This is a genomic window from Streptomyces sp. HSG2 (genome assembly GCF_016598575.1).
Classification (GTDB): Bacteria; Actinomycetota; Actinomycetes; order Streptomycetales; family Streptomycetaceae; genus Streptomyces.
Map to the genome: position 1 here is coordinate 3707336 of NZ_CP066801.1, position 17147 is coordinate 3724482.

The window sequence follows — 17147 nt, forward strand, 5'->3', positions numbered from 1 at the left end:
TAGCTCTCTGTAGCGGATCTGGGGTGTGCTTGCCAGCGTTTTTGATCTTCTGGGCTCATCGGGGGCCGTGCTCGGCGAGGTTGGTCCGGTCATGACGACCGGAAGGAGTCTGGGGTGCGGCAGGAGTGGGAGCCGAAGGACCTGATCGAGGTCTGGACGCTGCTGGAGGAGGACCAGGAGCGGCTGCGGAACAACCGTGTACGAGATGAAGCGGCTCGGCCGCGACGCCGCCGAACTCACCGCGCTCGCCGACCCCCTCACCGCCCACGGCCTGGTCCTGGAAATGCTCGCCGGACCGCTGCCCGGCATCTACGATCCGACCGGGCCGGGGAAGCTGCTGTTTGCCTTCTTCGCGGCGATGGCGGAGACCGAGCGGGAGAACATCCGCGAGTCGACGCTGGAGGGTCTCGACACCGCGGCCCGCAAGGGCAAGCACGGCGGCCGGCCGCCGGTCATCACCGACGACATGCTGCACACCGTGCTGCGGCGCCGCGCGGGAGGCGAGTCCGTCGAGCAGATCCAGCCCGACCTGATCATCCCCAGCGGCAAGCGCAAGGGACAGAACCCGTCCGTCGCGAGCATCTACCGGGCGCTGGCCGAGCACGCCGAGCGCGAGGCGTACCCCGAAGCCGTCGCCCAGGCCCGCGCCGACTTCGCCGCCCTCCAGGTCGGCGAAGTCCCCGGACCCCGCCCCGCTGTCCCTGACCTAGCGTCACGCTGATTACAGGGAGTTACTTGTCACTTCGCCGTAGCTTCGGGAGAACAGGGCCTTGTCCAGGGCACAACTGTGCAACCACACCAGTTCAGAATCGAGAGCGGGTGTACGGACCGATAGCTCCATGCCCCCAGCACAGCGCGGTCGGACAGCCTCCTACCACTTCGCGTGAAAACCCCGCAGGTGAGAGCGCCAACAGCTACCCTGCCCGCCAACCCGAGCGCTCAGCCCCGCCACCTCAGCGGCTCAACCGCCAGCTGAAGGAATCAGTCTCAGAGTGCGGAACGTGAGCTCTTGTCCGTTTCGTGATTGAGGGTTGGGGAAGGACCGCTGGTCGTGGGTTCGGGGTGGCCTTCAGGTCTCGGGGCGGGTGAACAAGCCGGGTTCAGGTTCGACGAGGATGCCGCGGCTGACCAGGCGTTTCAGTTTGGAGCGGATGCCTTCGGTGTTCTTCGGGAGGGTCGGCAGGTCGAGGGCCTGGCAGAGGTCGCGGGCGCGCATCGGTCGGCCCTCGTCGGCCAGGGCGGTGAGGATCTGCTGGTAGGCGGGGTGGTCCGGGATGTCGGGGCGGTCCGGCTCAGTGGCGGGTGTGGGCAGTGGGAGAGCGAGGAAAGGGTCTTGCGGGTGATGCGCAGGTTCTCGCTCTCCGCGTCGATCTCGCCGAGCCGCACTCTGAGCTCCTCGATGCGGTCCCGGAACTGCCCGGCCTGGTCGGCTAGTTCACGCTCGCGGGTTTCGATGTGTTCCAGGATGGCTTTGACCTGTGGGTTCTCGCTCACGTGGTCCTCCAGGAAGCGAGGGTGGCTCCGGTGAGTCGGCGGCTCATCACGGAGGTCATCGCCCAGAAGACGCGGGATCGGGAGGAGGCGGGCCGGTGTTCGTAGTCGCGTACGAGACGGCGGTAGAACATCAGGATCCCGTTCGTCTGCTCCACGATCCACCGCTTGGCCTGCACGACGAAGCCCTTGCCGGCCGGGTTGCGCTCGACGATCTCGACGTCGATGCCCACGTTCTTGCCGTGATCGACGACCTTCTTCTTGAAGCCCTGGGGCCTTGACCCCGGATCCTGGACACCCGAGACACTTGGATCTTGAAGGTCCAGGAGAACGGATGTCCCGTGGTCATGAAGCACTACCCGCCTGAGTTCAAGGCGGACGCGGTCGCGCTGTACGAGTCGCGGCCCGGGGCGACGATCAAGTCGGTCGCCGCTGATCTGGGGGTCAACCCGGAGACGCTGAGGAACTGGATCCGGGCGGCCGGTGCCGCCCGTCCCCGTGGCCGCCGCCCGGAGGGTCCGGCGGTGCCGGAGTCTTCGCTTCAGGCAGAGCTCGCCGCCGCGCGGAAGAAGATCCGCGAGCTGGAGGAGGAACGCGAGCTCCTGCGGAAGGCCGCGAAGTATTTCGCCGGGGAGACGCGCTGGTGAACCGCTTCCAGTTCGTCTGCGACCACCAGCGCCGATACGGCGTGAAGCGGTTGTGCCAGGTCCTGGGCATCGCCCGCTCCAGCTTCTACTACTGGCGCCGGACCGCACCGGACCGGGCGGCCCGCCGGGCGGCCGACGCCCAGCTCGCCGCACGGATCCAAACCGTCCACCGGGAGTCGGACGGCACCTACGGTGTCCCCAGGATCACCGCCGAGCTCCGCGAGGACGGTGAGCGCGTCAACCACAAGCGCGTCGCCCGCCTCATGCGCACTGCCGGTATCGCCGGGACGCGCCTGCGCCGCAGACACCGCACCACGGTCCCGGACCCGGCCGCCGCGAAGGCGCCCGACCTGATCGGCCGGGACTTCACCGCCACGGAGCCGAACACCAGGTATGCCGGCGATATTACGTATCTCCCGCTGGAAGGTGGGAAGTTCCTCTATCTCGCCACGGTCATCGACCTCGCCTCGCGCCGCCTGGCCGGATGGGCGCTGGCCGATCACATGCGGACCGAGCTCGTCACCGATGCCCTGGACGCGGCGATACGGACCCGCGGCAGCCTCGCGGGGGCCGTCATGCACAGCGACCACGGGGCGCAATACACCAGTCGGGCCTTCGCCCACGCCTGCGCGAAGGCCGGTGTCCGCCAGTCCATGAGCGCGGTCGGCAGCTCGGCGGACAACGCGCTGGCCGAGTCCTTCAACGCGACGTTCAAGCGGGAAACCCTCCAAGGCCGCAAGAGCTGGTCCAGCGAGCGCGAAGCCCGGCTCGACGCCTTCCGATGGCTGAACCGCTACAACACCCGACGCCGCCACTCACGACTCGGACAACGCAGCCCGATCGCCTACGAGACGGCACTCGCCGCAACATCAACTACGCTGGCTCAAGCCGCATAGCCCGTGTCCAGGATTCGGGGTCAAGGCCCCTGGTCGACCAGGGCTTCAAGAAGAAGGTCGTCGATCACGGCAAGAACGTGGGCATCGACGTCGAGATCGTCGAGCGCAACCCGGCCGGCAAGGGCTTCGTCGTGCAGGCCAAGCGGTGGATCGTGGAGCAGACGAACGGGATCCTGATGTTCTACCGCCGTCTCGTACGCGACTACGAACACCGGCCCGCCTCCTCCCGATCCCGCGTCTTCTGGGCGATGACCTCCGTGATGAGCCGCCGACTCACCGGAGCCACCCTCGCTTCCTGGAGGACCACGTGAGCGAGAACCCACAGGTCAAAGCCATCCTGGAACACATCGAAACCCGCGAGCGTGAACTAGCCGACCAGGCCGGGCAGTTCCGGGACCGCATCGAGGAGCTCAGAGTGCGGCTCGGCGAGATCGACGCGGAGAGCGAGAACCTGCGCATCACCCGCAAGACCCTTTCCTCGCTCTCCCACTGCCCACACCCGCCACTGAGCCGGACCGCCCCGACATCCCGGACCACCCCGCCTACCAGCAGATCCTCACCGCCCTGGCCGACGAGGGCCGACCGATGCGCGCCCGCGACCTCTGCCAGGCCCTCGACCTGCCGACCCTCCCGAAGAACACCGAAGGCATCCGCTCCAAACTGAAACGCCTGGTCAGCCGCGGCATCCTCGTCGAACCTGAACCCGGCTTGTTCACCCGCCCCGAGACCTGAAGGCCACCCCGAACCCACGACCAGCGGTCCTTCCCCAACCCTCAATCACGAAACGGACAAGAGCTCACGTTCCGCACTCTCAGAAACCGAGTCGGCGGAGCTGTCTGGGGTCGCGCTGCCAGTCCTTGGCCACCTTCACGTGCAGGTCGAGGAAGACCGGCGTCCCCAGCAGTGCCTCGATGTGCCTGCGGGACCTCACGCCGACCTCCTTCAGTCGCTTGCCCTTGGGGCCGATGACGATGCCCTTCTGGCTCGGGCGCTCGATGAAGAGATTGGCGTGGATGTCCAGCAGCGGCCTGTCCGCCGGCCGGTCCTCGCGGGGCAGCATCTCCTCGACCACCACGGCGATGGAGTGCGGGAGTTCGTCGCGCACGCCTTCGAGCGCCGCCTCGCGGATCAGTTCGGCGACCATGACCTGTTCCGGCTCGTCGGTCAGGTCGCCCTCCGGATACAGGGCGGGGCTCTCGGGGAGCAGCGGCACCAGGAGATCGGCCAGCAAGGAGACCTGCTTGCCGCCGGTGGCCGAGACCGGCACGATCTCGGCCCAGGTGATCCCCAGTTCCTGCCCCAGCCGGTCGACGGCGATCAGGCGCTCGGCCAGGGTCTTGGCGTCCACCAGATCCGTCTTGGTGATGATCGCGATCTTGGGTGTCCTGCGGATCCCCGCCAGTTCCTTGGCGATGAAGCGGTCACCGGGTCCGATCTTCTCGTTCGCGGGCAGGCAGAAGCCGATCACGTCGACCTCGGCCCAAGTGGTGCGGACGACGTCGTTCAGCCGCTCGCCCAGCAGGGTGCGCGGCTTGTGCAGCCCGGGGGTGTCCACCAGGATCAGCTGTGAGTCCGGACGGTGCACGATGCCGCGCACGGTGTGCCGGGTGGTCTGCGGCCGGTTCGAGGTGATCGCCACCTTCTGCCCGACCAGAGCGTTCGTGAGGGTGGACTTGCCCGCGTTGGGGCGGCCCACGAAGCAGGCGAAACCGGCCCGGTGGACGGCCTCGGCCGGATCTTCGGATGACTGGGTGCGGACGCTCATGGCGCCCATTGTCCCTGATCCGCCGAGCGCGCCGCACCGCCGCTTCCTCGCGCCCCCCGCGTCCGGGCTGCCCCCGCCGTCCCGGAGGCCCGCCGCCGGGGCCCGGAGGGTCGACCGGGCCGTCGGGGGGCGCGGGACGGCTAGGGGAACGCCGGACGGATCAGTCGAAGACGAACGGACCCGGTGCCTGTGGGCCGGTGGCCGTGCAGGTGATGGTGATGAAGCCGAAGACGGTCATCTTCAGCGTGCCGCCGAAGGCCTCCAGCGAGTCGCCGGGGGCGACGGTGCCGGAGAGCGGCCCGACGGTGACACTCTCCCCGGCCGCGATGGCCGGATTCTCGGTCCCGCCGAACCGTGCGGTTCCGCCGTCCCCGGTGACCATGGTCAGCTCGGAGACGATCGAGTCCTCGCCGAGCGCGATGGGCGCGCTGATCGCGTCCGCAGTGAGGGTGACGGTGGCAGAGGTGCCGTCCTGGGTCGCGGTGAGCGTGCTGGCTCCGCCGCCCCAGCTGCCGCAGTCGGCCGTGATCGTCGCGGTCTCGGGGGTGACGGCGTGGGCGGTGGGGGCGAGGGCGAGCCCGGTGACCGCGAGGGTCCCGGCGGCCAACGCCGCACCTGTTCCGATTCGCTTGCGTCTCATCGGGTCCGGCTCCCTTCCCGTAGCGGGAAAGACGTTTGGGGACGGGGTGACGGACCGTCCGTCACCCGCGGACGCGTGGAACGCGACGTGAGGGGGCGTTTCTGACGGACCGTCGGAACGACTGGGTCCATTGACGCGTCCGGGGCCGGACCCGACAAGGGCGAAATCCGGCCCCGGACGGAACGGCTCGCCGCTCCGTCGCCGTCCAGGCTCCCCGTCCGTCCGGTGTCGCCGCTCGTCGCCGCCGCGCGCACCGCCCGGCCCGTCCGGCGTCAGCCGGCCGTCGCCGCCGCGCGCACCGCCCCGTCCGGCCCCGCCAACAGGACGGCGGTGGCGGGGCCGCCCAGGTCCCTTACCGCCGTCAGGTCCTCGGGCGCCGCCCCCGCGGCCTCCGTGACCACCGCCGCGGCCTCCAGGGACGTGGCGCCGGAGGCCACCGCCATCGCCACCGCCGTGCGCAGCGCGCTCAGTCGCAGCGACTCCAGGGCGACCGTTCCGGCGACGTAGGTCCGCCCCGTCTCGTCGCGCACGGCCGCGCCCTCAGGCACGCCGTTGCGGGCCCGCGCGGAACGGGCCAGCGTGACGAGCTTGCGATCCTCCGGGGAGAGGTCGGCGCTGTCGGTCATCGGGTCTCTCCTTCGTGGATGCCCCGGCCCCGGGTGGGGGAGGCGGTCGGAGACCGAGCATACGGAGCGTCGCGAGGCCGTCCCTGTCGGGGACCTCCCCGGTCGGGGCCGTCCGACGTCCGCCGACGGATCGACTTCGTCGACGGACGTCAGGGACGGTCCAGGCGCAGCCGCTCCGCACGTGGCAGGCCGGCCACCACCAGGTCGTAGGAGTCCTCGACGAGTTCGCGGACCAGGCCGTCCGCGAGGCCCCCGCCCACCGTGACGGTGTTCCAGTGTCGCTTGTTCATGTGCCAGGCGGGGATGACGAGGCCTTCGTGATCACGGCGCAGCCGGATCGCGTCGTCGGGATCGCACTTGAGGTTGACGGTGAGGGGGCTCGCCTCGACGGGCGTCAGGGCGAACATCCTCCCCAGCACCTTGAAGACCCGGTGCTCCGGGCCGAAGGGGAACTCCTCCCGCGCGGCCTCGAAGGACAGACAGAACGCGCGCAGTTCCTCGGGTGTCAAGCCGGCTCCTCCCCACCGGAGGGGGCCGTCCGCTCGACCGGCTCCGCCAGTACCGTCACGATCTTGTTCCGGCGGCCGGAGGCCGCCTCCGCGGTGAGCCGCAGCGTACGGCCGTCGGGGAGGTCGACCGTGGAGGACGCGCCGGCGATGGGGACCCGGCCAAGCGCCTTCGCGAGCAGTCCGCCGACCGTCTCCACGTCCTCGTCGTCGTACGCCTCCAGGCCGTAGAGGTCGCCCAGGTCGCCGATGTCCAGGCGCGCGGTGACGCGAAACCGGGCCTCCCCCAGATCCTGGACGGGGGGCAGTTCGCGGTCGTACTCGTCGGTGATCTCGCCGACGATCTCCTCCAGGATGTCCTCGATGGTGACGATGCCGGCGGTGCCGCCGTACTCGTCGATCACGACCGCCACGTGGTTGCGCTGTTTCTGCATCTCCCGCAGCAGGTCGCCCGCGTTCTTGGTGTCCGGCACGAAGTGCACCGCCCGCATCGCGGTCGACACCACGTCCCGCTCCGCGTCCCGACTGACGTGCGTCCTGCGGGCCAAGTCCTTGAGATAGACGATCCCGACGACGTCGTCCTCGTTGTCGCCGGTGACCGGAATCCGGGAGAAGCCGGAGCGCAGGGCGAGGGAGAGCGCCTGCCGCACCGTCTTGTGACGCTCGATCGAGACCAGGTCGGTGCGCGGCACCATCACCTCCCGCACCAGGGTGTCGCCCAGTTCGAAGACGGAGTGCACCATGCGCCGCTCCTCCGCCTCGATCAGCGATTCCCGCTCGGCGACGTCGACCAGGGCCCGCAGTTCCGCCTCGGAGGCGAAGGGGCCCCGCCGGAAGCCCTTTCCGGGAGTGAGGGCGTTGCCCAGGAGGATGAGGAGCGAGGGGATCGGCCCCATGATCCGGGCCAACGGCAGCAGGACGTACGCCGCCGCCGTCGCCGTGTTCAGCGGGTGCTGTCGGCCGATCGTGCGCGGGGAGACGCCCACGGCGACGTAGGACACCAGCACCATCACGGCGATGGCGACGAGCAACGCCGCGACCGTGTCGGAGATCTCCTGGAGACAGGCGTAGGCGACCAGGGCCGCGGCGGCCATCTCGCAGGAGACCCTGACCAGCAGGGCGACGTTCAGATAGCGGGTGGGGTCCTCGGCCACCCGGGCCAGCTTCTCGGCGCCCCGCCGTCCGGAGCGCACCGCCTCCTCCGCCCGGAAGCCGGAGACCCGGGCCAGTCCGGCCTCCGCGCAGGCGGCCAGCCACGCCACGACGATCAGCGCCACGGCCCCGACGATCAGCGGCGGGTTCATGAGACGGTCGGGGCCGGCGAGGGGCCGACCAGGCCCCTCTCCGCCCGCCAGCCGTCCACGATGGCCGACTGGAGACCGAACATCCGGGCCTTCTCGTCCGGTTGCTCGTGGTCGTAGCCCAGCAGATGCAGCACGCCGTGGACGGTGAGCAGGTGCAGCTCCTCGTCCATGGTGTGCCGCGTAGGGGCCTGACTGCCCTGCCGCTCGGCGACCTCCGGGCAGAGCACGATGTCGCCGAGGAGTCCCTGGGGCGGCTCCTCCTCGTCCTTGGCCGGCGGGCGCAGCTCGTCCATCGGGAAGGACATGACGTCCGTGGGACCCGGCAGGTCCATCCACTGGAGGTGGAGCTGTTCCATGGCGTCGGCGTCCACGACGATCACCGAGAGCTCGGAGAGCGGGTGGATGCGCATCCGGGCGAGAGCGTAGCGGGCGATGTCGAGGATCGCCGACTCGTCGACCTCGGTGCCGGACTCGTTGTTGACGTCGATCGACATGGTGGTACTGATCTACTTCCCTTGGGGTCGCTTGCCGGTCGGCTTGGCGCGGTGCTGGTGACCAGCGCCGGTGCCGGGCCGGCTGTCGTACTGTTCGTACGCGTCGACGATACGGCCCACCAGCTTGTGCCGGACCACGTCCTGCGACGACAGCCGGGAGAAGTGGACGTCCTCCAGCCCCTCGAGGATCTCCTGGACCTGACGCAGACCGGACTTCTGGCCGCCGGGCAGGTCGACCTGTGTCACGTCGCCCGTGATCACGATCTTGGAGTCGAAGCCGAGTCGGGTGAGGAACATCTTCATCTGCTCGGGGCTGGTGTTCTGCGCCTCGTCCAGGATGATGAAGGCGTCGTTGAGCGTCCTGCCACGCATGTACGCGAGCGGCGCGACCTCGATCGTCCCGGCCGCCATGAGCCGGGGGATCGAGTCCGGGTCGATCATGTCGTGCAGCGCGTCGTAGAGCGGACGCAGATAGGGGTCGATCTTCTCGTAGAGCGTGCCGGGCAGGAAGCCGAGCCGCTCGCCCGCCTCCACGGCGGGTCGGGTCAGGATGATGCGGTTGACCTGCTTGGACTGGAGCGCCTGCACCGCCTTGGCCATCGCCAGGTAGGTCTTGCCGGTACCGGCGGGGCCGATGCCGAAGACGACCGTGTGCGCGTCGATGGCGTCGACGTACCGCTTCTGGTTCAGCGTCTTGGGGCGGATGGTGCGGCCCCGGTTCGAGAGGATGTTCTGGGTGAGGACCTGCGCCGGCGTCTCCGGCCCTTCCTCTCCGCCCTTCCCGTTCGCCTTCAGCATGGCGATCGAGCGTTCCACCGCGTCCTCCGTCATCGGCTGTCCGGTGCGCAGCACCAGCATCATCTCGTCGAACAGGCGCTGGATCACGGCGACGTCACCGGCGTCGCCGACCGCGCTGATCTCGTTGCCCCGGGCGTGGATGTCCGCGGCGGGAAAGGCCTTCTCGATCACACGCAGGAGAGAGTCCCCGGACCCCAGGACCGTCACCATGGGGTGTCGGGCCGGGATCGTGATCCGTGCTGTGGCCGGCCCTCGCGAGGAGGGCTGGGCTGTGGGTGTCTGAGTCATGGGCCGGCGCTCGGGGCCTGCGGATCCTCCTCTGCGGCTGGGCCGCGTGACCGGGGCGGACTGATGTCTCCAGCGTACGACCCCGCGTGCGCGGTGCCGAGTCGTTTTCGCCCGGGAGAGCGCCCGCCCGGGGGCTCCGGACGGGTGCCCCCGGTGGCCGCCGCCCCGGCCTTGGTGGGCGGCGGAGATCCCTAGCGGAGCCTCAGCACCCCTCGCCGAGCACCCGCGCGATCAGCGTCCGCTCCTCCTCGGTCAGGTCGGGGTCGGCCGCGTACACCGTCGCGCCGTCGACCGTGATCCGGTAGCCGAAACCGTCCGGCACGCCGACCGGCGGCGCCCCCGCTCCCGACGCCACCACCCGCCGCGCCAGGGCGTGCCACTCGTGCGCGTCCGCGAGGCCCGCGGTGTCCACCTCGGCCAGGCGCTCCAGCCCCGCGAAGCCTCCGCTGCGCCGTACTCGAATCCGCATGGTCCGTGTGTAGTACGCGGCTACGCAGGCCGCACCCCCACCCCCTCCCACGCCTTGTCGACGGCCTCCCGCTCCTCCGCGTCGCCGTAGCGCCGGCGGGCGGCCTCCAGGGTCAGGGCGGCGAACTCCGCGAAAGAGGCGTCCTGTCGAAGCTCCCCGCAGGTCAGCACGTCGTACCAGATCCGCCCGGCGCGCTCCCAGGCATGCCCGCCCAACTCCGTCGCCAGCAGATGGAACGCCCGGTTCGGGATACCCGAATTGATGTGAACACCGCCGTTGTCCCGCCCGGTGCGCACGTAGTCGTCCATCGACCCGGGCTGTGGGTCCCTGCCGAGGACGTCGTCGTCGTAGGCCGTGCCCGGTTCCTTCATCGAGCGCAGTGCCACCCCCGACACCCGGGGGGCGAGCAGCCCCGCGCCGATCAGCCAGTCGGCCTCGGCGGCGGTCTGCCCGAGGGCGTACTGCTTGACCAGTGAGCCGAAGACGTCCGACACCGATTCGTTGAGCGCGCCGGACTGGCCGAAGTAGGCCAGGTTGGCGGTGTGCTGGGTGAGTCCGTGGGCCAGCTCGTGCCCGATGACGTCGACGGGGAGGGTGAAGTCGAGGAAGATCTCCCCGTCCCCGTCGCCGAACACCATCTGCTCGCCGTTCCAGAAGGCGTTGTTGTACTCGCGGTCGTAGTGCACCGTCGCCCGCAGGGGCAGCCCGGCGCCGTCGACGGAGTCCCGGCCGAAGACCGACGACAGCAGCGCGAACGTGGCACCGAGGCCGCCGTAGGCGCGGTTGACGGTGGCGTCGCCGCCCGGTTCGTCGCCCTCGCCGCGGACCCGCCGCCCGGGCAGGGCGGTGCCGCGCAGCGCGTCGTACACCGTCCTGCGCGGGGCGGCCCGCTCGGACTCGGGAGGCGGGAGCGTGCCGCCGGCCCCGAGCACCGTGGTCAGTCGTCGGTGGGTGCGCTCGTAGGCGTCGCGTTGCAGCGTGCGACGCGCGGGCCCGGCGACGACGGGGTCCTCGGCCTGGGCCAGTCGGTCGAGGACGTGGGGAGGCACGATGGCGCAGAAGACGGGCTCGAAGTCCCCGTGGGAGGTCATGAGAAAAACCCTTGCACTGAGTGACCGAACTGTCACGACCCGCAACCTTGATCGGTGAACCGTGTGCCCGATGGGGGTGTCGAGCCTCCGCCGGTGGTATGGAAGGTCCGATTCGTCATCGAAGGGGACTTGGGCAAGGTTTTGCCCGACTCGCGTCGGTGGTCCCGCATACTGATACGGGCCCACGCGTCGCCTGTCGCTCCGCTAGGCTGCGCGACACCATGTGTTTCGGGCTGCTTCTTCTTAGTCGCCGCGGCGAGGGCCTGTAGTCCAGGTCGACCCCCTCCCCGCGGAGATCGGCGTCGCCGTCGGCCGTCCACCCGGATTCCCGCGTCACCGCGGGCACCCAGAGGAGCCCCGCCCCATGGCCAACCGTCAGCAGCCCAGCCCCATGCCCATCGGCAAGTACCGGGGCTACGAACAGATCGACCTCCCCGACCGCGCCTGGCCGCACCGGCGGATCACCCGGGCGCCCCGTTGGCTCTCCACCGATCTGCGCGACGGCAACCAGGCACTGATCGACCCGATGTCGCCCGCTCGCAAGCGTGCCATGTTCGACCTGCTGGTCGAGATGGGCTACAAGGAGATCGAGGTGGGTTTCCCCGCCTCCGGGCGCACGGACTTCGACTTCGTCCGCTCCATCGTCGAGGACCCCGACGCCATCCCGGAGGACGTGACGATCTCCGTGCTGACGCAGGCCCGTGAGGACCTGATCGAGCGCACGGTGGAGTCCCTGAAGGGCGCCCGGCGCGCCACCGTCCACCTCTACAACGCCACCGCCCCGGTCTTCCGGCGTGTGGTCTTCCGGGGTTCGCGCGCGGACGTGAAGCACATCGCCGTCGACGGCACCCGACTGGTCATGGAGTACGCGGAGAAACTCCTGGGCTCGGAGACGGAGTTCGGCTATCAGTACAGCCCCGAGATCTTCACCGACACCGAGTTGGACTTCGCGTTGGAGGTCTGCGAGGCGGTGATGGACGTCTGGCGGCCCGGACCCGACCGGGAGATCGTCCTCAACCTGCCGGCCACCGTGGAGCGTTCCACCCCGTCCACCCACGCGGACCGCTTCGAGTGGATGCATCGCCATCTGTCCCGCCGGGAACACGTGGTCCTCTCCGTCCACCCGCACAACGACCGGGGGACCGCGGTCGCGGCGGCCGAACTTGCGCTGATGGCCGGGGCCGACCGGGTCGAGGGCTGTCTGTTCGGCCAGGGCGAGCGCACGGGCAACGTCGACCTGGTGACACTGGGCATGAACCTCTTCTCCCAGGGGGTGGACCCGCAGATCGACTTCTCCCGCATCGACGAGATCCGTCGCACCTGGGAGTACTGCAACCAGATGCAGGTCCATCCGCGCCACCCCTACGTCGGCGATCTGGTGTACACGTCCTTCTCCGGCTCGCACCAGGACGCGATCAAGAAGGGGTTCGACGCGATGGAGGCGGACGCGGCGGCGCGCGGTGTCACCGTCGACGACATCGAGTGGGCCGTGCCCTACCTGCCGATCGACCCCAAGGACGTCGGTCGGTCCTACGAGGCGGTCATCCGCGTCAACTCCCAGTCCGGCAAGGGCGGCGTCGCCTATGTCCTGAAGAACGACCACAAGCTGGACCTGCCGAGGCGGATGCAGATCGAGTTCTCGAAGATCATCCAGGCCAAGACCGACACCGAGGGCGGCGAGATCACCCCGGCCGACATCTGGAGCGCCTTCCAGGACGAGTACCTGCCCAACCCGGAGAACCCGTGGGGTCGAATCCAGGTCAGGAACGGGCAGAGCACCACCGACCACGACGGGGTCGACACCCTGGCGGTGGAGGCCGAGGTGGACGGCGAGCCGGTCACCCTCACCGGCGCGGGCAACGGCCCGATCTCGGCGTTCTTCGACGCGCTCCAGGGCATCGGCGTCGACGTGCGCCTGCTGGACTACCAGGAGCACACGATGAGCGAGGGCGCCTCCGCCCAGGCCGCCTCGTACATCGAGTGCGCGATCGACGACAAGGTGCTCTGGGGGATCGGAATCGACGCGAACACCACCCGGGCCTCACTGAAGGCGGTCGTCTCCGCCGTCAACCGGGCAACGCGCTGACCAGCCGAATCAGTGCTCTCGGATCCCGCCCGCCGGACACGCCGGGGGCGGGATCCCGTCCGATACCGGCCAAGGCGGCGTCAAGGGCCCTCCGTCGCCCCGGCCGCGGGGCTGACTCCGCCTCCCGGATGTGGCTAACATCACGCCAACGCGGCGACATCGCCGCGTCGCTACGGAGGTGCGACGTGCTGCCTGGACGGGGACGAGACGGTCGAGTCGCTCCGTCGTCGCGCCTCCTGGGTACCCGCACCTCCTGGACGCGCGTGGGCGGCGGCGAGTTCTTCTGCCCGTCCTGCGGAGGCGACCGCGCCTACCGGCGCCTCACGGGCCGCCGCCGGCTCACCCTGTTGGGGCTGCCGCTGCTGTCGCGCGGCGCGTGCGGTCCGGCGGTCGAGTGCGCCGTGTGCCGCCGACGTTTCGGCACCGAGGTCCTGGACCATCCGACCACGGCCCGCTTCGCCGCGATGCTCCGCGACGCGGTGCACACCGTCGCCCTCGCCGTGCTCGCCGCCGGCGGCACCCGTTCGCGCACCGCCCTGCGGGCCGCGGCCGAGACGGTGCGCGCGGCGGGTTTCGACGACTGCACGGGAGAGCGGCTGGCCGCCCTGGTGACGGCGCTCGCCGCCGACACCGGCCGCTTCCAGGGGGAGCCGTGCGCACCGGGTCTGGCCATAGAACTGCACGAGGCGCTCGACCCCCTCGCCCCGTACCTCGCCACCCCCGGCCGTGAGGCCGTGCTGCTCCGCGGTGCCCGCATCGCCCTGGCCGACGGCCCCTACACCCCCGCGGAGCGCGAGACCCTGGTCACCGTCGGCGCGGCGCTCACCATCCCCTCCGGCGACGTCGCCCGCCTTCTCGCGGCCGCCCGTACGCCTTCCTGACCACCCGCCGCTTCCGGGCGCCACCGATCGGCCGGGCGGCGTCCCGATGCCGTCCCACCGGGGCTGCCGCGTGGCGATCGTTCGCCGGGCCACGCTCCGTCGCGCCCGAGGAGCGGTCCTCGGGAGTGGGGGAGAATGGGGGTCATGACACTCTTCCGCGACGACGGCGTCGTGCTGCGCACCCAGAAGCTGGGAGAGGCGGACCGGATCATCACGATTCTGACCCGGGGGCACGGTCGGGTCCGGGCAGTGGCACGGGGCGTGCGGAGGACGAAGTCGAGATTCGGGGCTCGGCTGGAGCCGTTCTCCCACGTCGACGTGCAGTTCTTCGCCAAGGGCGGTGAGCTGGTCGGGCGCGGCCTGCCGTTGTGCACGCAGAGCGAGACGATCGCGCCCTACGGAGCCGCGATCGTCGCCGACTACCCCGGCTACACCGCGGGTACCGCCATGTTGGAGACCGCCGAGCGCTTCACCGACCACGAGGGGGAGCCCGCCGTGCAGCAGTACCTGCTGCTGGTCGGTGGACTGCGAACGCTGGCCCGGCGGGAGCACGCCCCGGGCCTGGTGCTGGACGCCTTCCTGTTGCGTTCCCTCGCGGTCAACGGCTACGCGCCGACCTTCGGCCCCTGCGCGAAGTGCGGGATGCCGGGGCCGAACCGCTTCTTCTCCGTCGCCTCCGGCGGCTCCGTCTGCGGCGACTGCCGGGTGCCCGGGAGCGTCGTGCCCTCGCCCCGGACCCTGCAACTCCTCGGGGCACTCCTTGCGGGAGACTGGGAGACGGCGGACCGTTGCGAGCCGCGATACGTCCGCGAGGGCAGCGGACTGGTATCCGCCTACCTGCACTGGCACTTGGAGCGAGGTCTGCGCTCCCTGCGCCATGTGGAGAAGACCTGACCCGACCCCTGGCGCGGGCGAGACCGAGGAGACGAGAGACGAGATGGCCGGACACGGGATCCTGGGGCGGCGACGTCGGAGCTACGGGACACCGGAGCCGCACCCTTCCGGCGCGCGCCCCCCCAGGCTTCCCCGGGAGCTGGTGCCGGGCCACGTGGCGATCGTCATGGACGGCAACGGCCGTTGGGCCAAGGACCGGGGGCTGCCGCGCACCGAGGGGCACAAGGTCGGTGCCGAGCGGGTGATGGACGTCCTCCAGGGCGCCATAGAGCTGGGCGTGTCCGACATCTCCCTCTACGCCTTCTCCACGGAGAACTGGAAGCGGTCTCCCGAGGAGGTGCGCTTCCTCATGAACTTCAACCGGGACTTCATCCGCAAGTCACGCGACCGCCTCGACGAACTCGGTGTCCGGGTGCGCTGGGTCGGAAGGATGCCCAAGCTCTGGAAGTCGGTGGCCAGGGAACTCCAGGTCGCCCAGGAGCAGACGGCGGGCAACGACCGGCTCACGCTGTACTTCTGCATGAACTACGGCGGAAGAGCGGAGATCGCCGACGCGGCGCGGGCGCTCGCCGAGGACGTCCGCTCCGGAAGGCTGGACCCGGCCAAGGTGACCGAGAAGTCCTTCGCGAAGTACCTCTACTACGCGGACATGCCCGAGGTCGACCTCTTCCTGCGGCCCAGCGGCGAACAGCGCACCTCCAACTTCCTGCTCTGGCAGAGTGCCTACGCGGAACTGGTGTTCCAGGACGTCCTTTGGCCGGACTTCGATCGCCGGGATCTGTGGCGCGCCTGCCTGGAGTTCGCCTCCCGCGACCGACGCTTCGGTGGGGCCGTGCCGAACGAGGAACTGCTCGCGGGGGAGAACCCTCCGCGGTAGGGGTGGCGATCGTCGCCGGGCCCGTCCGGACCTCCGCTCCGGCGACTCGGACGAGGCGGGCCCGAGGCCGCACGGCTGCGAAACGGGTGCTCGGCCGCGTGTCCCCCGTGCCCTTCCCCCGTCCGCGGGGAGGGGCCGCGCACACTGGCCAGATGTCCGAGATCTCCCCGCGGGACGTCCGGCAGACGGCGGTGATGGGCCTGCTCACCGTGGTCGCCGGAGCCGTCGACGCGATCAGTTTCCTGACCATGGGAAAGGTCTTCTGCACGCTGGCCACCGGGAACGTGCTCTTCCTGTCGTTCGCGCTCGCCGGGGCGGGCGACGTCCCGGTGGTCCGTCCGGCCGTCGCCATCGCCGGATTCCTGCTCGGCATCGTGCTGGGCGCGTATGCCGCCCGTCGCCTCCGCTCCGCGCGGCGGCCGTGGTTCGTGCTGGTCCTGGCCGGCGAGGGGGCGTTGTTGGCCGCGGCGGGGGTGGTGGCCCTCGCCCGCTACGGTCTGGAGTCGCCCGGCGACCGGCCGGACGGCGACCTCGTCGGGATGGTCGCGTTCGCGATGGGGGTGCGGGCGGCCAACGCCCTCGCGGCGGGCGTGCCGGGTATGCCGACGTTGCTCAGCCAACCCGCCCTGGCGTCCCTGGTGGGAGACCTGGTGACCCGGACGGGCCGCGACGGGCGGACATCGCGCCGGCGGCTGGCCCGCGGTCGGTGGGGCGCCACGGTGGGCGGGATCTTCCTGGGCGGTGTCCTCGGCGCCCTGTTGCTGGTGCCCCTGGGGACGGGGAGGGCGCTGCTGGTGGTGGCCGGGGCGGTGCTGCTGCTGGCGGCGCTGGCCGAGGTGTTCCGACGGGCGGAGAGCCCCTCCTGAACCTCGCCCGTGTCGGGGCGGGCCCGTCGGTGGCGGTCGGCGCGCCGGTCAGCCTCGTCTCTCGGCCGCCGCGCACTCCGCGCAGGTGCCGAAGATCTCCACGGTGTGCTGCACGTTGACGTAGCCGTGCTCGGCGGCGACCGCCTCCGCCCAGCGCTCCACGGCGGGCCCCTCCACCTCGGCGGCCTTCCCGCACGAGCGGCACACCAGATGGTGGTGGTGGTCCCCGCTGGAGCAGCGGCGGTAGACGGCCTCGCCCTCGGCGGTGCGCAGGACGTCGACCTCGCCGGCGTCGGCCAGGGACTGCAAGGTGCGGTAGACGGTGGTCAGACCGACGGAGTCCCCCTTGTGCTTGAGCATGTCGTGCAGCTCCTGGGCGCTGCGGAACTCCTCGACCTCTTCCAGGGCCGCCGCCACGGCGGCGCGCTGCCGGGTGGCCCGGCCCTTCACGGGCGGTCCAGCGGTGGTCACCGGTTGCCTCCTCACGTCTGCTCCTGCCGGATCATTGTGCCGGCCCGCCGACTTCGC

The 17147-nt window shown here is 70.6% G+C and carries 19 protein-coding genes and 2 pseudogenes; 9 read left to right on the forward strand and 12 right to left on the reverse strand.

Annotated elements, in window-relative coordinates; all coding sequences use genetic code 11:
• Positions 1-205 precede the first annotated feature (205 nt).
• A complete protein-coding gene (locus tag JEK78_RS15990; protein WP_242483420.1) occupies positions 206-721 on the forward strand; it encodes a recombinase family protein in 516 nt (171 codons plus the stop codon).
• Positions 722-1069: 348 nt separating this feature from the next.
• On the opposite strand, the gene JEK78_RS23440 is transcribed toward JEK78_RS15990, so the two are convergent.
• Entirely contained in the window at positions 1070-1216 is a 147-nt protein-coding gene (locus tag JEK78_RS23440) for a hypothetical protein (RefSeq protein ID WP_200262033.1), read from the reverse strand.
• Positions 1217-1490: 274 nt separating this feature from the next.
• A pseudogene (locus JEK78_RS16000) lies at positions 1491-1763 on the reverse strand (IS5/IS1182 family transposase); the annotation flags it as partial.
• Positions 1764-1832: 69 nt separating this feature from the next.
• Here JEK78_RS16000 and JEK78_RS16005 point away from each other — a divergent pair.
• The 3 genes and pseudogenes from JEK78_RS16005 to JEK78_RS23445 all read left to right on the forward strand — a co-directional run bounded on the left by JEK78_RS16005 (position 1833) and on the right by JEK78_RS23445 (position 3766).
• A protein-coding gene (locus JEK78_RS16005; protein ID WP_200259843.1) for an IS3 family transposase occupies positions 1833-3034 on the forward strand; the annotation gives its coding sequence in 2 pieces (ribosomal slippage) (positions 1833-2124 and positions 2124-3034; 1203 coding nt in all).
• A gap of 29 nt (positions 3035-3063) precedes the next feature.
• Positions 3064-3345 (forward strand): annotated as a pseudogene (locus tag JEK78_RS16010) (restriction endonuclease); the annotation flags it as partial.
• Positions 3346-3619: 274 nt separating this feature from the next.
• Positions 3620-3766 carry a hypothetical protein gene (locus JEK78_RS23445; protein ID WP_200262033.1) on the forward strand — a complete coding sequence of 49 codons (147 nt, stop codon included), beginning with the start codon at positions 3620-3622 and terminating at the stop codon, positions 3764-3766.
• Positions 3767-3845: 79 nt separating this feature from the next.
• Here the strand turns inward: JEK78_RS23445 and era are convergent, their stop codons facing one another.
• The 9 genes from era to JEK78_RS16060 form a co-directional block, all read right to left on the reverse strand.
• Complete coding sequence (gene era, locus JEK78_RS16020) at positions 3846-4799, reverse strand: GTPase Era (RefSeq protein WP_200259846.1); 954 nt, start codon at positions 4797-4799, stop codon at positions 3846-3848.
• A gap of 160 nt (positions 4800-4959) precedes the next feature.
• The gene (locus JEK78_RS16025) at positions 4960-5439 is read right to left on the reverse strand and encodes a hypothetical protein (protein WP_200259849.1); all 480 of its coding nucleotides are present in this window, start codon (positions 5437-5439) and stop codon (positions 4960-4962) included.
• 272 nt (positions 5440-5711) lie between these two features.
• On the reverse strand, positions 5712-6065 hold the full coding sequence (locus JEK78_RS16030; protein ID WP_200259852.1) for a cytidine deaminase: 354 nt from the start codon (positions 6063-6065) through the stop codon (positions 5712-5714).
• A 149-nt stretch (positions 6066-6214) separates the two neighbouring features.
• Positions 6215-6574: an MmcQ/YjbR family DNA-binding protein gene (locus JEK78_RS16035; protein ID WP_200259855.1), complete on the reverse strand. Its 360-nt coding sequence runs from the start codon at positions 6572-6574 to the stop codon at positions 6215-6217.
• Complete coding sequence (locus JEK78_RS16040) at positions 6571-7875, reverse strand: hemolysin family protein (protein ID WP_200259858.1); 1305 nt, start codon at positions 7873-7875, stop codon at positions 6571-6573. The genes JEK78_RS16035 and JEK78_RS16040 overlap by 4 nt, the downstream gene beginning before the upstream one ends.
• Complete coding sequence (ybeY, locus tag JEK78_RS16045) at positions 7872-8369, reverse strand: rRNA maturation RNase YbeY (protein WP_200259860.1); 498 nt, start codon at positions 8367-8369, stop codon at positions 7872-7874. The genes JEK78_RS16040 and ybeY overlap by 4 nt, the downstream gene beginning before the upstream one ends.
• A 12-nt stretch (positions 8370-8381) precedes the next feature.
• A complete protein-coding gene (locus JEK78_RS16050) occupies positions 8382-9455 on the reverse strand; it encodes a PhoH family protein (protein ID WP_200259863.1) in 1074 nt (357 codons plus the stop codon).
• Positions 9456-9657: 202 nt separating this feature from the next.
• Positions 9658-9924, reverse strand: a complete 267-nt coding sequence (locus tag JEK78_RS16055) for a protealysin inhibitor emfourin (RefSeq protein WP_200259866.1) — start codon at positions 9922-9924, stop codon at positions 9658-9660.
• 20 nt (positions 9925-9944) lie between these two features.
• Positions 9945-11015, reverse strand: coding sequence for a M4 family metallopeptidase (locus JEK78_RS16060; protein WP_200259868.1), 1071 nt, complete (start codon positions 11013-11015; stop codon positions 9945-9947).
• 364 nt (positions 11016-11379) lie between these two features.
• Here JEK78_RS16060 and leuA point away from each other — a divergent pair, with 364 nt between their 5' ends.
• The 5 genes from leuA to JEK78_RS16085 all read left to right on the forward strand — a co-directional run bounded on the left by leuA (position 11380) and on the right by JEK78_RS16085 (position 16619).
• Entirely contained in the window at positions 11380-13101 is a 1722-nt protein-coding gene (gene leuA / locus JEK78_RS16065; protein ID WP_200259871.1) for a 2-isopropylmalate synthase, read from the forward strand.
• Positions 13102-13286: 185 nt separating this feature from the next.
• The gene (locus JEK78_RS16070; RefSeq protein WP_200259874.1) at positions 13287-13982 is read left to right on the forward strand and encodes a TerB family tellurite resistance protein; all 696 of its coding nucleotides are present in this window, start codon (positions 13287-13289) and stop codon (positions 13980-13982) included.
• A gap of 144 nt (positions 13983-14126) precedes the next feature.
• Positions 14127-14876: a DNA repair protein RecO gene (recO, locus tag JEK78_RS16075; RefSeq protein ID WP_200259877.1), complete on the forward strand. Its 750-nt coding sequence runs from the start codon at positions 14127-14129 to the stop codon at positions 14874-14876.
• A 43-nt stretch (positions 14877-14919) separates the two neighbouring features.
• Positions 14920-15753, forward strand: a complete 834-nt coding sequence (locus JEK78_RS16080) for an isoprenyl transferase (protein ID WP_200259880.1) — start codon at positions 14920-14922, stop codon at positions 15751-15753.
• 152 nt (positions 15754-15905) lie between these two features.
• Complete coding sequence (locus JEK78_RS16085) at positions 15906-16619, forward strand: YoaK family protein (protein WP_200259883.1); 714 nt, start codon at positions 15906-15908, stop codon at positions 16617-16619.
• A 48-nt stretch (positions 16620-16667) separates the two neighbouring features.
• Here the strand turns inward: JEK78_RS16085 and JEK78_RS16090 are convergent, their stop codons facing one another.
• Positions 16668-17090 carry a transcriptional repressor gene (locus tag JEK78_RS16090; RefSeq protein ID WP_200259886.1) on the reverse strand — a complete coding sequence of 141 codons (423 nt, stop codon included), beginning with the start codon at positions 17088-17090 and terminating at the stop codon, positions 16668-16670.
• Positions 17091-17147 lie beyond the last annotated feature (57 nt).